The 13,631-nt window shown below is 62.4% G+C and carries 12 protein-coding genes; 8 read left to right on the plus strand and 4 right to left on the minus strand.

Going from position 1 to position 13,631, the window contains the following annotated elements:
- Positions 1-14 precede the first annotated feature (14 nt).
- From EOB80_RS15260 to EOB80_RS15285, 6 genes are all read left to right on the plus strand, one after another.
- On the plus strand, positions 15-1,670 hold the full coding sequence (locus EOB80_RS15260) for an ABC transporter substrate-binding protein (RefSeq protein WP_127328477.1): 1,656 nt from the start codon (positions 15-17) through the stop codon (positions 1,668-1,670).
- Positions 1,667-2,557 carry a DUF427 domain-containing protein gene (locus tag EOB80_RS15265; protein WP_164761844.1) on the plus strand — a complete coding sequence of 297 codons (891 nt, stop codon included), beginning with the start codon at positions 1,667-1,669 and terminating at the stop codon, positions 2,555-2,557. Before EOB80_RS15260 ends, EOB80_RS15265 begins: the two co-directional genes overlap by 4 nt.
- 89 nt (positions 2,558-2,646) lie before the next feature.
- Positions 2,647-3,411: an SDR family oxidoreductase gene (locus EOB80_RS15270; protein ID WP_127270269.1), complete on the plus strand. Its 765-nt coding sequence runs from the start codon at positions 2,647-2,649 to the stop codon at positions 3,409-3,411.
- Positions 3,412-3,830: 419 nt separating this feature from the next.
- Entirely contained in the window at positions 3,831-4,805 is a 975-nt protein-coding gene (locus EOB80_RS15275) for an ABC transporter substrate-binding protein (protein ID WP_127328478.1), read from the plus strand.
- 75 nt (positions 4,806-4,880) lie between these two features.
- A complete protein-coding gene (locus EOB80_RS15280; protein ID WP_127328479.1) occupies positions 4,881-5,966 on the plus strand; it encodes a glycine betaine/L-proline ABC transporter ATP-binding protein in 1,086 nt (361 codons plus the stop codon).
- Positions 5,963-7,945 carry an ABC transporter permease subunit gene (locus EOB80_RS15285; RefSeq protein ID WP_127328480.1) on the plus strand — a complete coding sequence of 661 codons (1,983 nt, stop codon included), beginning with the start codon at positions 5,963-5,965 and terminating at the stop codon, positions 7,943-7,945. Before EOB80_RS15280 ends, EOB80_RS15285 begins: the two co-directional genes overlap by 4 nt.
- An 11-nt stretch (positions 7,946-7,956) precedes the next feature.
- On the opposite strand, the gene EOB80_RS15290 is transcribed toward EOB80_RS15285, so the two are convergent.
- Positions 7,957-9,315 carry an NAD(P)/FAD-dependent oxidoreductase gene (locus tag EOB80_RS15290; RefSeq protein WP_127328481.1) on the minus strand — a complete coding sequence of 453 codons (1,359 nt, stop codon included), beginning with the start codon at positions 9,313-9,315 and terminating at the stop codon, positions 7,957-7,959.
- Between the two features lie 259 nt (positions 9,316-9,574).
- On the opposite strand from EOB80_RS15290, the gene EOB80_RS15295 reads away from it, so the two are divergent.
- Both EOB80_RS15295 and EOB80_RS15305 read left to right on the plus strand, forming a co-directional pair.
- Positions 9,575-10,291 carry an XRE family transcriptional regulator gene (locus tag EOB80_RS15295; protein WP_127270283.1) on the plus strand — a complete coding sequence of 239 codons (717 nt, stop codon included), beginning with the start codon at positions 9,575-9,577 and terminating at the stop codon, positions 10,289-10,291.
- Positions 10,292-10,441: 150 nt separating this feature from the next.
- Entirely contained in the window at positions 10,442-10,813 is a 372-nt protein-coding gene (locus tag EOB80_RS15305; RefSeq protein WP_127320072.1) for an endonuclease domain-containing protein, read from the plus strand.
- Between the two features lie 109 nt (positions 10,814-10,922).
- On the opposite strand, the gene EOB80_RS15310 is transcribed toward EOB80_RS15305, so the two are convergent.
- Genes EOB80_RS15310 through EOB80_RS15320 form a run of 3 tightly spaced genes read right to left on the minus strand, consistent with a single transcriptional unit; the run spans position 10,923 to position 13,531 of the window.
- Complete coding sequence (locus tag EOB80_RS15310) at positions 10,923-11,963, minus strand: DUF3445 domain-containing protein (RefSeq protein ID WP_127328482.1); 1,041 nt, start codon at positions 11,961-11,963, stop codon at positions 10,923-10,925.
- Between the two features lie 9 nt (positions 11,964-11,972).
- Positions 11,973-12,938, minus strand: coding sequence for a PDR/VanB family oxidoreductase (locus EOB80_RS15315; protein ID WP_127328483.1), 966 nt, complete (start codon positions 12,936-12,938; stop codon positions 11,973-11,975).
- Positions 12,935-13,531, minus strand: coding sequence for a dimethylamine monooxygenase subunit DmmA family protein (locus EOB80_RS15320; RefSeq protein ID WP_127328484.1), 597 nt, complete (start codon positions 13,529-13,531; stop codon positions 12,935-12,937). The genes EOB80_RS15315 and EOB80_RS15320 overlap by 4 nt, the downstream gene beginning before the upstream one ends.
- Positions 13,532-13,631: the final 100 nt, after the last annotated feature.

The raw sequence follows: 13,631 nt of genomic DNA on the forward strand, positions 1-13,631 counted from the left end.
CGAGGAATCCAGCCATGCCCAAGCATTTCCGGATGATCGACAACGCTCGCAGAACACTCACTGCAATCGAAAATTCCGCTGTCGACGAATTGCTGGCCGGCAGGATGGACCGCCGCGACTTCCTGCGCCATGGCAGCGTGCTTGGGCTTTCCTTGCCGTTCCTGGGCAGTCTCGTCGCGGCCGCCGGCCTCCGCACACAGCAGGCCCGCGCCGAGGGCAAGCCGGGCGGCACGGTGCGCGCCGGCGTGGCGACGCCGGGCGGCGCCATCGATCCCGTCACCTACTATGACAGCGGCAGCTACCAACTGGTTTTCCAAACCGCCGAGTTTCTCTGCATCACGCAGCCGGACCTCACTTTAAAGCCTGTGCTGGCAGAGAGCTGGGCGCCGAACGAGGATGGCAGCGTGTGGACCTTCAAGCTGCGCAAGGGCGTGAAATTCCACAATGGCGAGGATTTCAAGGCCGACGACGTCGTCGCGACCTTCGACCGGCTGGCCGATCCCAACGGCGCTTCCAACGCGCTTTCGGTGTTCAAAGGCCTTCTTTCGAAGGGCGGCACCCGGAAGGTCGACGACCACACCGTCGCCTTCCATCTCGATGCGCCGAATGGCAGCTTTCCCTATTCAGTGTCGATCGACAATTACAACGCCGTCATCCTGCCGGCGAGCTACAAGGGCGATTACGAAAAGACGTTCGAAGGCACCGGGCCGTTTCGGCTGGAGACTTACACACCAAAGGTTGGCGCGACCTTCATCCGCAATCCCGACTATTGGGGCGAGAAGGCGCTGCCCGACCGGCTCGAATTCAAGTTCTACGGCGACGTGCAGCCGCGCATCCTGGCCCTGCAGGCCGGCGAAGTCGACATTCTCGATGCTGTTCCGCTCGATGTCAGCCAGGTGGTGCTGAACAGTCCTGATATCACCGTGTTGCGTGTCGCTTCGACCGCGCACCGCCAGTTGCACATGCGCTGCGATACCGGCCCCTTCACCGACAAGCGCGTGCGCCAGGCGCTGGCGCTGTGCATCGACCGCTCCAAGCTGGTCGACGGCTTGTGCCGCGGCATGGCGGCGACTGGCAATGACAGCCCGTTCGCGCCGGCCTTCCCCGCGACCGACAAGTCGATGCCGCAACGCGTCCAGGACATCGCCAAGGCCAAGCAGTTGCTCGAGGCGGCGGGTCTCGCCGAAGGCTTCGACATCACGCTGACCACGCTGCGCTATTCCGACATTCCGGGCTATGCGCAATTGTTCCAGAATTTCGCCAAGGAGATCGGTGCGCGCATCTCGCTCAACATCGAGGACCAGGACAAATATTACGGCAAAGCGGTGTTCGGCCAGTCGGACTGGCTGGACAGCCCGCTCGGCATCACCGACTACGCGCATCGCAGCGTGCCAAACGTCTTCCTCAAGAGCCCGTTGGTCAGCGACGGCCCTTGGAACGCGGCGCATTTCAAGAGCCCGGCCTATGATGGCATGGTCACCAGCTATCTCAAGGCGCTCGATGCCGGCGCGCAGCGCGCTGCCGCCTCCGACATCCAGAAATTGCTGCTCGACGAGACGCCTGTCATCTTCAGCTATTTCCCCGATCTGCTGGTGCCGGTGCGCAAGAATGTCAGCGGCCTTCCGCCGATCGCGGCCGGCCTGCTGCTCGACCGCGTGTCGTTGAGCTGATCGTGCGCCAGCGCCCGATGACAAAAGAAACAAAACGGGAGACTACCATTCGCAAGCCCCATCTGCGCGGCCGTGGGCCGCATTTTCCGCTGCTCGACACCATTGTGCAGTATGAATTCGAGCCGGGCTACATAGCCTTCACCATGCCGACGCAGAAGCGCCTGCGTGTGCAGGTGGGATCGATGACCGTGGCCGATACGACCAATGCCTTGGTGTTCTACGAATCCGATCACCTGCCGGTCTACTACTTCCCGATCGGCGACGTTCGCGAGGAATTCCTGCTGCCGAGCAAGACGACGACAGAGGACCCGTTCAAGGGCACAGCCACCCACTACTCGCTCAACACCGGCATCACGCTGGTCGAGGACGCGGCCTGGCGCTATCTCGATCCGATCAAGGGCTGTCCGCCGATATCGGACTACATGTCGTTCACCTGGAGCAAGATGGGCCACTGGTTCGAGGAGGACGAAGAAATCTTCGTCCACGCCCGCGATCCGTTCCGCCGGGTCGACTGCCTCCCGTCGTCGCGGCGCGTGCAGGTCATTCTCGACGGCGAACAGGTCGCCGATTCACGCCGCGGCGTGTTCCTGTTCGAAACCGGCCATCCGGTGCGCCACTATCTGCCGATCGCCGATACGCGGCTCGATATGTTCGCGCCCAGCCGCTACATTTCGCGCTGTCCTTACAAGGGCATCTCCAACTATTATCACGTGACGACCAAGGCCAAGCGTCACGAGAACCTGGTCTGGTATTATCCCGAGCCGGTGCACGAGGCGGAGCGCATCAAGGGGCTGGTCTGCTTCCACCACGAACTGGTCGACAAGATCCTGGTCGATGGCGTCGAAATCCCGAAGGAAGCCACGGCCGCGTCGAGCGGTTATTTCTGAGTATCGACGCCGCTTGAGCCATTTGCGCGCGGGCGCTTGATCGAAGCACGGCTCAGCGCATACCCTCCCTGGGCCAGGGAGGGCACTCGATGGATCTTTTCAAACTGAACGGCGATGTCGCGCTGGTCACCGGCGCCGGCAGCGGCATCGGCCAGGCAATCGCGATCGGACTGGCCGAGGCAGGCGCCGACGTCGCCTGTTTCGGCCATGCATCGAAGGGTGGGCTGGACGAAACCGCGCACCGGATCACGGCGCTCGGCCGCAAAGCGCTGGTGCTGACCGGTACAGTGACATCGCAGAGCGATCTCGCGACGGCGATCGATCGCGTCGAGAGCGAACTCGGTGCGCTCACCGTCGCCGTCAACAATGCCGGCATTGCCGGCTCCGAGCCCGCCGAGACGATGCCGCTGGAGACGTGGCAGAAGGTTCACGACGTCAATGTCGCCGGCGTGTTCCTGTCCTGTCAGGCCGAAGCGCGCAAGATGCTGGCGCGAGGCAAGGGCTCGATCATCAACATCGCCTCGATGTCGGGCACCATCGTCAACCGCGGCCTGACGCAGGCGCACTACAACTCTTCGAAGGCTGCCGTCATCCACATGTCCAGGAGCCTCGCCATGGAGTGGGCCGATCGCGGCCTGCGCGTCAATGTGGTTAGTCCCGGTTACACGCTGACGCCGATGAACAAGCGGCCAGAGGTGGCGGAAGAGGTGAAGATCTTCAAGCGCGACACGCCGATGGGGCGCATGGCGGCGCCGGAGGAAATGGTCGGGCCGACGGTGTTCCTCGCCAGCCGCGCAGCGAGCTTCGTCACCGGCCTCGACCTGATTGTAGATGGCGGCTACGTCTGCTGGTAAGAGCTCAGCTTCGCCTGCAGTCTGAATTTGTACGTCTCGCGAAGCGTTAGTCGTTGCGCGACATGAACCTTGGTATATATAATTTCATCCTATGAAACGGCCTTGGCGAGATGGGGCTTACCAGGCGGGTAGCCGAGATCATACGACCTTGATGGCTCGCACCTTGCAGGGCGCCGCAGGACTGGCATTCGATCCGCAGATGACCGCTCCCTCAGCGATCCGTCGGCAGTCATGACGCCGACACTCCGATCCTGTGCCATCATCACCAGAATTGAGCACCATCTTGCCTGCACTGGCCAAAGCCGGGGCAATAATTTGGCGCCGACGGCCTTGCGCAAAGACCAGTCTTTCCAACACAATCAAGAAAAGCCGCAAGAAGGGAACGGACGATAATTTTCACAGCTTGAAGGAGAACAAGCATGTCATTTCGCAGCCAGATCTCGAAACTCTCGATGAGCGCCGTCGCGCTCGCGACATTAAGCCTGCTGACACCTTCCGCCCAAGCCGCCGCACCGGAATCCAACGATCCGATCAAGATCGCGCTGTTCGACTGGACCAGCGTCAACCTCAACGCCAAGATCCTCGGCGGCATCCTGGAAAAGCTCGGCTATACCGTCGAATATCCGACCGCCGACTACCTCTCCAGCCTGACCACCGGTCTCACCAATGGCGATCTCGATGTCGGCATGGAATTCTGGGACACGACCGCCGGCGAGGCCATGAAGGCCTCCGATGCGACAGGCCAGACCGAACGGCTGGGCAAGCTCGGCCCCAAGGCCAAGGAAGAATGGTGGTTTCCCGAATACATGAAGGAGAAGTGCCCCGGCCTGCCCAATTGGGAAGCGCTGAAGGATCCGAAATGCGCCGAAGCCTTCTCGACGGCGGAGACCGCACCGAAGGGGCGCTATCTCGGCGGCCCGGTAACATGGGAAGGCTTTGACGACGAGCGCGTCGAAGCGCTGAAACTGCCCTTCACCGTCATCCATGCCGGCACCGACGCGGCGATGTTCGCCGAGTTGGACTCGGCCTATCAGCGCAAAGCGCCGATCATGCTGTGGATCTATTCGCCGCATTGGGCGCCGGCCAAATACAAGGGCGAATGGGTTGAATTCCCCGAATACACGCCCGAGTGCTACAACGACCCGAAATGGGGCACCAACCCCGACGCCAAATATGATTGCGGCAAGCCGCATGGCGAGATCTGGAAGTACTCCTGGGCCGGCATGAAGGACAAATGGCCGGTCGCCTACAAGGTGGCGAAGGCCTACACGGTCGACACCGACGAGCTCAACAAGATGAGCGGCGAGATCGATCTCGGCGGCAAGACGCCGGAAGACGTCGCCGCCGCCTGGATCGCCGCCCACGAGGCCGACTGGAAAGCCTGGGCGCAGTGATCGTTCCGACTGGAAGATGAGACCCGGCAGTTGATCAGGCGGGCCTCGGTTCTTGTGCTCCAGAAGGACGTTTGAATGACGGACAAGACTGAACAGGGCGCCAAGGGGGCGGGCACGCCAAAAGATGCCCGCCCGATAAAGCTTGCCTGCCGCAATGTCTGGAAGCTGTTCGGATCGAACGCGGCCAATTTCATCCGCGAACGCGACGGCAAGGCCAGCATGGCCGACGTCACCGCCGCAGGGCTGGTCGGCGCGGTGCGCGCCGTCGACCTCGAAATCCTCCAGGGCGAGATTTTCATCATCATGGGCCTGTCGGGCTCCGGCAAGTCGACGCTGGTGCGCTGCATGTCGAGGCTGATCGAGCCGACCCACGGCAAGGTCGAATTCGAAGGCAAGGATCTGCTGAAAATTTCGGATGCAGCGCTGATCGAGTTGCGACGACACCGCATGGGCATGGTGTTCCAGAATTTTGCCCTGCTGCCGCACCTCAACGTGCTGGAGAACATCGCCTTCCCGCTCAGCATCCAGGGGCAGGACCGGCCGACACGCGAGGCACGGGCGCGCGAGGTCATCGAACTTGTCGGCCTGCGCGGCCGCGAGCATTTCTATCCGCGCGAATTGTCCGGCGGCCAGCAGCAGCGGGTCGGCATCGCCCGAAGCCTCGCGACAAAACCGGAAATCTGGTTCCTCGACGAGCCGTTCTCGGCGCTCGACCCGCTGATCCGCCGCGAAATGCAGGATGAGCTGATGCGGCTGCAAACCATGCTGCACAAGACCATCGTCTTCATCACCCATGATTTCGACGAGGCGATCCGGCTGGCCGACCGCATCGCCATCATGAAGGATGGCGAGGTCATCCAGATCGGCACGCCGGAGGAGTTGGTGGTCAATCCGGCGACCGACTATGTCGCCGAGTTCACCCGCGACGTCGACCGCGCCAAGGTGATTTCGGCACGCAGCCTAATGCGCGCCTGCGACGGCTCGGAGCATGGCGGCACCGTTGCCCCAGATGCCAAGATCGCCAGCTTCTCTGCCGGTATCGTTGCCGCCAACAAGCCGTTCGCGGTGGTCAACGGCACCGGCAAGCCGATCGGCGAGGTGACGCCGCAAGCGGTGATCGATTTGCTGGCCGGCATCGATCGCTCAAGGGTCGGCGCATGACGGTGACAGCAAGCGCCAGCGAGACGCGGTCGCGACCGATTCAGGTCTGGCTGCTGGTCTGGGTGTTCGCGCTTGCCGCCGTGCTTGTCGTGTTCTTGCTGCAGGACCGCCTGCCCTGGGCCGTCAACTATCCGGCAAGCGCCGTCGTGCCGGTCGCCGACTGGGTCAGCGCGCTGATGCGCTGGATCAAGTCGAACCTGTCCTGGCTGACCCGCTCGATCACCGCGGTGCTCGGCGTTCCCCTCGATTTCGCGCTCAATCTGCTGGCCAAGAATTTCAAGATCGGCCACGGCGCTGACGCCTCTGTCCTGCCGCGTCTGTCCTGGGTCGGCGTCTGCGCTGCCGCCTTCCTCGCCGGTCATGCCGCTGGCGGCAGAAAACTCAGCCTGCTGGTCGGCGGCTGCTTCCTCTACATCGCCCTGTTCGGCCAATGGACCAGCGCCATGCTGACGCTGGCGCTGATCTCCATCGCCGTGCCGTTCTGTATCGTCACCGGGCTGTTCGCCGGCATCTGGGCGTGGCGCAAGCCATGGGCCGAAAGGCTTATCGTCTCCCCTGCCCTCGACCTGATGCAGACGATTCCGACCTTCGCCTATCTCATCCCGATGCTGCTGCTGTTCGGCAACAGCCCGGTGTCGGCGATGATCGCGACCGCCATTTTCGCCACCCCGCCGATGGTGCGGGCGACGATGCTGGGCCTGTCGCGGGTACCATCGGAAATCGACGATTTCAGCGAGATGGCAGGCTGCACGGCGCGGCAGAAACTGTGGCGAGTGCTGCTGCCCTCGGCACGGCCGACACTGATGGTCGGCGTCAACCAGGTGATCATGCTGGCGCTGAACATGGTGATCATAGCCTCGATGATCGGCGCCGGCGGCCTCGGCTACGACGTGCTCCTGGCGCTGCGCGCGCTGAAGGTTGGCGAGGCGATGGAAGCCGGCCTTGCCATCGTGGCACTGGCCATTGCGCTCGACCGGCTGAGCCAGGCCATCGCGCACAAGCAGGCCAAAGGCCATGCCCATCAGGAGATGAGCCCGAGCCTCTGGCAGCGTTACCCCAATCTGACGCTGGCCATCGCCATCCTTGTGGTGACGACACTTCTCGGCCTGTTCGTGCCGGTCTTCGCGGCGGTGCCGAAGGCGATCACCTTCACCACCGCGCCGCTGTGGAAAGCAGCGGTGAACTGGGTGACGATCAACTTCTTCGACACGATCGAGGCGTTTCGCGTGGCGCTCATCCTGAACCTGCTGAACCCGCTGCGTGCCTTCTGCGAAGGCTTTCCGTGGCTGGGCGCGGTCTTCCTGCTCGGCCTTGCCGGCTATCAGCTCAGCGGCTTCCGCCTCGCTGTATTGGTCGCCGCATTGACCGCCTTCTGCGCCATCACCGGCCTGTGGGAAAAGACCATGGCGACGGTCTATCTCTGCGGTATCTCGGCCTTCATCGCCTGCCTGGTCGGCATTCCGATAGGGCTGATGGCTTCGCGCAGCGACCGCTTCGAGAAGATCGTCACACCGGTCATCGACACGCTGCAGGTGCTGCCGTCCTTCTGCTTCATCATCCCGGTGGTGATGCTGTTTCGGGTCGGCGACGTCACGGCGATGATCGCAACGATAGCCTTCGCCGTGGTGCCTGCCATCCGCTACACCAATCACGGCATCAGGCAGGTGCCGCCGGCGCTGATCGAGGCGGCGAAGGTTTCGGGCTGCACGCCGCGCCAGACCTTCTTTCGCGTGCAACTGCCGCTGGCGCTTCCCGAAATCATGCTGGGCGTCAACCAGACGATCCTGATGGCGCTCGCGATGATCATCATCTGCGCCATGGTCGGCACCCGCGATCTCGGCCAGGAAGTGTTCATCGCGCTGTCCAAGGCCGATTCCGGTCGTGGCATCGTTGCCGGCCTCGCCATCGCCTTCATCGGCATCGTCGCCGACCGGCTGTTCAGCGCCTGGACGGCGAAGGCCAGGGCAAGGCTGGGGTAGCAGGCGCCGCCCTACTCCGCCGCGACGCCCTTCACCTCGAGATAGCTCTCCATCGAATCGTCCAGCGCCTGCAGCCACGGCGTATGATGCAGCGGCGCCATGGTGCCGGTCATCAGCGAGCGGTAGGCGTGGTCGCGGAAGCCCATGATGTTCTCCGCCTTGTGGTGTTCCCATTCCATGAAGGTCTGGTTGACCGCCTCGACGTCGAAGCCCGGATAGTCGGTCTGGTCCATCAATTCCTTGGTGTAGTCGCCCTGGAACCAGATCATCTGCTCTGCGTCTTCGAGCGTTTCCTCACGCGCCCTCCATTTCGCGCCGTGCTCGGCCATTGCCTCGGCCGACGGCAGCTTGATGCGGCCCATGATGACGTCGCGGGCGAACCAGGCCTGCGCGTCGAACATGTTGAAGGTGTAGAACTGATCCTGCATGCCGATATAGGAAAGCTGCGGGTTCTTCTCCCAGACGACGCCTTCATAGAGGTCGAGCGGCCACATGCGGTTGGCGGTCTTGAGCTTCAGATCGTCGGTGAGGAAGGGGAAGGAATGCAGGTAGCCGGTGCACAGGATGATGGCGTCGACATCCCTAGTGGTGCCGTCCTTGAAATGCGCGGTTTTGCCGACGACCTTCTGTAAGAGCGGCACCTCTTTCCAATTCTCCGGCCATTTGAAACCCATCGGCTTCGAGCGGTAGCTGGAGGTGATGGATTTGGCGCCGTATTTGTAGCATTGCGAGCCGATGTCCTCGGCCGAATAGGAGCGGCCGATGATCAATATATCCTTGCCCTCGAATTCCATCGCGTCGCGGAAATCGTGGCTGTGCAGGATGCGGCCGTTGAAGGTCGAAAAGCCCTCGAAATAGGGCACGTTGGGCACCGAGAAATGCCCGGAAGCGACGACGACATTGTCGAACTCTTCGGAATAGGTGACGTCGTTGGTGCGGTCATGCGCGGTGACGGTGAATTTCTTCGTCTCGTCCGAAAACGTCACCATGCGCACCGGGCTGTTGAAGCGCACCCATTTGCGAAGGCCTGATTTTTCGACGCGTCCCTTGATGTAGTCCCACAGCACGGCGCGCGGCGGATAGGAGCCGATCGGCCGGCCGAAGTGCTCCTCGAAAGTATAGTCGGCGAATTCCAGGCACTCCTTCGGTCCGTTCGACCAGAGATAGCGGTACATCGAGCCGTGCACCGGATCGCCATGCTCGTCGAGGCCCGTGCGCCAGGTGTAGTTCCACAGGCCGCCCCAGTCCGACTGCTTTTCGAAGCAGACGATCTCGGGAATGTCGGCGCCCCTGTCGGCCGCCGACTTGAAGGCCCTGAGCTGTGCCAGGCCGGACGGGCCGGCTCCGATGACGGCAACGCGACTTTTCATGGCAGGCCTCCCGATCTGAATTTCTCTTACGAAACAAATTTCACTCACAGGACAGTAATTGGCCCTTTCGTGCTGTCAACAGCCCGATGCTGAAACAAGGTTTCGCCGATGTGGATTTCCCGCGAAAAGCCGGACGCGGCCAAACATCATTATCATGCGCATGCGCGTTCACGCGACTTGCCGTCGCAGTTGCGCTCCTGTATCGGCACCTGACATGTTCACCTAGAGTGAAATAAATCCCAGGAGTGCCGGGGGCGACATGGCGAAGAAGGTTTCCGATCCCAAGGCTGGTCTCGCCGGTGCGACGGCCAAGCCGCTGCCAAAGGTCTCGGCCGACGGCAAGACCATCCGCGCGCCGCTGACGCAGAACCCGCATGCCATTCGCGACACGCGCGAAAAAGTGCTGGAGGTGGCGATCGGCCGCGAGGTGCGGGCGTTCCGCAAGAAGCTCGGCATCACCGTTGCCGATCTCGCGGTCGCCACCGACATTTCGCTCGGCATGCTGTCGAAGATCGAGAATGGTATCACCTCGCCGTCGCTGACCACCTTGCAGGCACTGTCGCGGGCGCTCGGCGTTCCGGTCACCGCCTTCTTCCGCCGCTTCGAGGAGGAGCGCAGTGCCGTCTTCGTCAAGGCCGGCCAAGGTCTCGATGTCGAACGCCGCGGCACCCGTGCCGGTCATCAGTACAACCTGCTCGGCCATATCGGATCCAACACCAGCGGCGTCGTCGTCGAGCCCTATCTGATCACGCTGACCGAGGATTCCGATGTGTTCCCGACCTTCCAGCATGAGGGCATGGAGTTCCTCTACATGCTCGAAGGCGAGGTCGTTTACCGGCACGGCAGCAACCTCTACCCGATGAAGCCCGGCGACAGCCTGTTCTTCGACGCCGACGCGCCGCACGGGCCGGAGCAACTGACGAAACTGCCGATGCGCTATCTGTCGATTATCTGCTATCCGCAGAGCGCGGGTTAAGCGGGACTCGATCTCCCCTTGGTCTCTCGTGAGGAGATCGGCTTCGCGACGGCTCCTCTTTTGCACTGGTGATTGGCGAAAGCTGAAGTGACATTCGATCTCCCCCCTGGAGGGGGAGATGTCCGGCAGGACAGAGGGGGGCGAACCGCGATGACGCACAATCTGGTATCCGCCAACAGCCGCCGCAATGCGCGCACGATGCGCAAGGTGATGACCGATGCCGAACTCAAGCTTTGGAATGAGATCAGGGCACACAGGCTGATGGGACTGGGGTTTCGGCGCCAGATGCCTATCGCCGGCCATATCGTCGATTTTGCATGCCCGGACAAAAAGCTGATCGTCGAGCTTGATGGTTCCCAGCATGGCCGGGCCGAAACGTCGGAATCGGACGCTGCAAGAACCGCCAAATTCGAAGCGCTGGGCTGGACGGTCCTGCGCTTCTGGAACGACGATGTCATTCGCGATATCGACAATGTCTGCCAGCATGTCGTGATTGTGGCTGGGCTGGGCGACGCGTCGTAAGCGCGGAGGTGGAGATTGGGCAAGGCAGGCGCCCCCCTCTGCCCTGCCGGGCATCTCCCCCTCTTGGGGGGAGATTGGCTGCTTTGGGGGCAGCGCCAACATCAGCTATTCAATCCGGCCCAAACCCTGGGCTCGTCGCGCTCCCATCGTCCAGCTTCGACAGCCACTCGACCAACGCCGGGCGATAGCGTGTCAGGCCCTTGTAGTTGGCGAGTTCGTCAGGCAGGTCGCGGATGACGCGGTGCAGGCGCCGTGCCCATTTTGGCTGCGTCGCCAGCTCGTCCATCTTGATCAGATAGCAGCGGATCGGGAAGACGATGCCGTTGGAGCGCGGCAGCCGCCAGAAGCTCTGCAGTTCGACCCGCAGATGCACCTTGTCGCCGACATTGTCCGGCGTCACCGTCGCCCGGTCCGGCCCCCATTTGTGGTAGTTCTCGGGGCTGGTGTCGAGGCGCGGATTGATGGTCATCGTCCAGTTCAGGCGCCGCGCCGGCTTGCCCTGCTGGATGTTGGTGAGGAATTTCAGCGCCCTGACGAAAATCCCCTTCTCATGCGCCAGCGGCACCGGCGCATGCCATTCGAAGAAGTTCATGCCGATGTCGAAATCGAGCGACCAGTCGGCCTGGGTGGTGACCATGCCGGCATCCATCCACAGATTGCCGTCGCGCTGGTCGAGGATGCAGAAATCGCCCTGGCTTTGCCGGGTGATGTATTCCATCGGGCCGTAAGGTAGCGTCGAGGTGTCGCCGAAAGTGAAGGTGTCGTCGATACCGAGCGGCCGGTTGATCCAGCGCCAGCGATCGCCGTCGCGGGTCAGCGTGAAATGCTCGGGATAGCCCAGCGCCTGCTGCTCCATCAAAAGCTCGAGCAGGTCCCAGCCGGCCAGCGTCATGTGCGGCAGCGACTGGCAGCGCAGCGGATCCTCGGCCAGCACCAGCGCGCGGTCCTGCATCTCGGCCACATAGTGCTCGTCGACGTCGATCAGGTTTTCCAGCACGCTGCCCCTGGGCCCGACGACATGCGGCTCGATGTTGACCGCATACATGTAGGCGTCTTCGTGGAACGGGAACGGGAAGCGCCTGATGTGCTCAGGGCTGTTCTTGAAGGTGAAGTCGTCGCGGAACGTTTCCTTGCGAAAGGTAATGCCCATGATTTTCTCCTACCGTTCCAGGACCAGCGACCGGCCTTCGAAGCGCGACACGCACGGCATGATCTTCTTGCCCGAACGGTGCTCTTCCTCACTCAGCCAGTGGTCGTTGTGGATGAACTTGCCGTCGCAAGAAATGACATTGGTTTCGCACTGGCCGCAGACGCCGCCGCGGCAGAGATAGGGCGGATCGACGCCGGCCGCCTCGATCGCCTCGAGCAGGCTCTGCTGTTCATCGACGCGGATCGCCTTGCCGCTGACGGCAAGCCTCACGTCGAACGGCAGTCCGGGTTGAGGTGCCGCGAAATGCTCGAAATGCACGGTTTCCGCCGGCCAGCCGAGGCTTGCCGCGCGATCGCGCACCCAGTTGATCATGCCAGCCGGGCCGCACACATAGAGATGCGTGCCGAGCGGCTGCGTCGACAGCAACCGGTCGAGTTCGATGCGCTCGTCAAGGTCGTCATGATAGAGCCTGACCCGGCGGTCGTAGCGCTCGCGCAGCACATCGGCATAGGTGCCGAGCGATGCGGTGCGGCAGGTGTAGTGCAGTTCGAAATTGCCGCCTTCCGCCGCAAGCTGAGCGGTCTGTGCCATGAACGGCGTGATGCCGATGCCGCCGGCCAGCATCAGATGCTTTTTGGCGCGCAGGTCGAGCGAGAACAGGTTGACGGGGTAGCTGACCACCATCTCCATGCCCGGCTTGACGCTCCGGTGCATGAACAGCGAGCCGCCACGGCCGACATCGTCGCGCCGCACCGAGATCGTGTATTCGCGCGTATCGAGCGGCGAGCCCATCAGCGAATAGGGATTGAGCCTGGTGCGTTCGCCGTCGCGCATCTCGACCACGACATGGGCGCCGCCGGAAAAAGTCGGCAAAAGCTGCCCGTCGCGCCGGCGAAAATGGAAGCGGGTGACGAGGTCGTTGACCGGGACGACGTCGCTGACAACGACATCGAGTTTTGTTGTTCCGGTGCTCATCGAAAAATCTCCTCCATCGGAGGAATCTCCGAGCGATCTTCCGCATTGATGCAGACGCCCTGGAAGGCTGCGATGCGCCTGGAATAATGGTCGCGCACCAGAAGAAGCAGGCCGCAATGCGCGCAGGTCGCCGGCTGCGTCGTCACATTCTCGGTGATGCCCTTGCAATGGACACATTGCATGCGCCGCGCCAGCGAGCCGCGGTGCTCGGTCTGGATCGAAATGTGGTCGATGCCGGCTTCAAGCGCCACCTGCATGGCCTGGCCGATCAGACCCTCGGTGCCAGCGAGGTAGAGGCGCAAGCCCATATGCGCGTTGGCCAGTGTCTGCCTGAGCCGGGGCAGCAGGCTGGCGAAGGACGGCGCCTCGTGGAACTGTGCCGGCTTCAACGCTTCGAGCGCGACGGCATGTTTCCCGTCAAGCCCGGGAATGAAGACGATTTCGGCGTCGCCGAAAAACCTGGGCGGCGCCCTCCCGGCCATCTCCGCTATCGCCAGCGCCCCTTCCGCGTCCGCGATGAAAAGATGATGCTTGCCGGGTTGCGGAGACAAGGTTCCGTAAACGGGCCGGCTGATGATACTTTTGGCTGCCATTTATGTCTTCGTGCCTTCGAGCGCTTCACCGTTTCATAGAAACGGCGGACCGCTCTATCTCTTTGCTTCGACGCAATTCCGGACGGAAAACCGTTTCACA

The sequence above is a fragment of the Mesorhizobium sp. M7A.F.Ca.MR.245.00.0.0 genome, assembly GCF_003997415.1.
GTDB lineage: Bacteria > Pseudomonadota > Alphaproteobacteria > Rhizobiales > Rhizobiaceae > Mesorhizobium.